The following is a 1,770-nucleotide window of genomic DNA, read 5'->3' as shown; positions in this document are numbered from 1 at the left end:
CCGCGCACGCCGATGCGGACGAGACCGGCGTCGGAGGTCCGGGGAGCGGCAGCGTGCCCGACGGCGGCCGGCGCCTGGGCCGACGCGTCGGCCCGTTCGGCGCTCACCTTGCGGAAGGCGGCCAACGCGGCGGCCTCGCCGGGGAGTTCCTCGCCGGCCGGCGGCGGTGGGGCGGCGAGCGCGCCCAAGGCCACGACGAGCCGTTCGGCCCGGTCGCGGGACCCGGGGTCGACACCCTCCAGTGACTCTCCGCGCAGCAGGCGCTCCGCCGTTTCGCGGTCCAGCCACTTGTCCTGCTCGTCGGCCATCACATGTCCTTCTGCGTCCGCGCACGCGTATGCGTCACACTCGCGGACGTCACCGCACGACCGCGCGGTTCTCGCTGCGGCGGCAGGGCGTCGAGCCCGCCGCCCGATTCCGGATCGCCGCCGAGCAGTTCGGCCAGGCGCTTCAGGCCGCGGTGCGCCGCCGTGCGGACGGCGCCGGGCCGCTTGCCCAGGGTCTCGGCGGCGCTCTTGGCGTCGAGGCCCATCACCACGCGCAGGACGACCGCCTCGGCCTGGTCCTGCGGCAGCCGGGCGATGAGGGAGAGGGTGCTGCCGGTGGCCAGTGCCTCCATGGCCTCATCCGCGGTGTCGGACTCCGCGGGCTTGCCCGTCAGCTCCGTCTCGTCGCCGCCGATCGCCGGCCGACGGCCGCGCATGCGGATGTGGTCCAGTGCGCGGTTGCGGGCGATGCGGGCGGCCCAGCCGCGGAAGCGGTCGGCGTCGCCGTCGAACCGTTCCAGGTCGCGGGCTATCTGGAGCCAGGACTCGGAGGCCACGTCCTCGGCGTCGTGATCGCCGACGAGCGTGCGTACGTACCCCAGCAGCCGTGGGTGCACGGCGCGGTACACGGTCCGGAACGCGGTCTCGTCCCCGTTCTGTGCCGCACGCACCGCGGCGGTCAGCTCCGCGTCGTCCCCCAGCACCGAGAAGCCTTTCTGCGCGGCCCTTCCGCGCCTCAACCGGCGCCGCTCTCGCGGACGTGGTCCTCGCCGTCGTGGTTTCCCAACTGATGGTCGCGGTGGGTCTCCCGCAACCCCGTCGCGGGAGCGAGCCCCCCGCTGCATCGGCGCGAATGGCACGTTACGTCTTGAAACCGCCACTCGTCCATGTCCCTCTCACCTTGCCGTACAAGATGCAACTAACCCGTGACGCGGTGAGGTGTGACAGAAAACGCAGTCGCGGCGCTGAAGGGAGTACGGGCCGCCGCGCGGCCCGTGCCGCGCGACGGCCGGGGCCTCTCCTGTGGGGGGTGGCGGCCCCGGCCGTTGCCTTGGCCGCCTCGGTCGTCCCGGACGGGCGCTACCGGTCCCGGCCGGGGGCCTGCCCCTCGGCGTTGCCGCCGCCACCGCCGCTGCCCTTGCCGCCGTTTCCTTCGGCGCCGTTCCCCTCGCCGTTGTCGGGGGCGGCGGCGTTTCCTTCGACGCCGTTTCCTTCGTCGGCGTTTCCTTCGTCGGCGCCGTTCCCGCCGTTGGCGTTCCCGTCGGCGGTCGACGGTCCCCGTCCGGTCTCCGTGGCGGCGGGCAGGTCGGCGCAGTAGGCCTCGACGTGCTCCGCGCCGCCCGCCGCCGTGACCAGTCGCCGCCAGGCCGTGGCGTCCAGGGCACCGCCGCGGCCCTTCAGTCGTTCGTAGACGCGGCAGTGGGCCTCGGTGTCCCCGGCGGCGGCCGGGCGGTCCGGCGACGCGGAGGCGCCGGGGCGCGGGGTGGCGGGGCCGGGCGTGGCG

1 protein-coding gene and 2 pseudogenes are annotated in these 1,770 nt (G+C 75.1%); all 3 read right to left on the bottom strand.

From position 1 onward, the window contains the following. A pseudogene (locus BZZ08_RS38380) lies at positions 1-308 on the bottom strand (hypothetical protein); the annotation flags it as partial. Next, positions 308-970, bottom strand: a complete 663-nt coding sequence (locus BZZ08_RS38375; RefSeq protein ID WP_104636728.1) for an RNA polymerase sigma factor — start codon at positions 968-970, stop codon at positions 308-310. The pseudogene BZZ08_RS38380 and the gene BZZ08_RS38375, both read right to left, overlap by 1 nt. Positions 971-1,346: 376 nt before the next feature. Next, positions 1,347-1,770 (bottom strand): annotated as a pseudogene (locus BZZ08_RS39170) (hypothetical protein); the annotation flags it as partial.

Source organism: Streptomyces sp. MH60 (assembly GCF_002939385.1).
Taxonomy (GTDB): domain Bacteria; phylum Actinomycetota; class Actinomycetes; order Streptomycetales; family Streptomycetaceae; genus Streptomyces.
The sequence above is the reverse complement of the archived record's forward strand: the minus strand, read 5'-3'. Positions and strand labels throughout refer to the sequence as shown.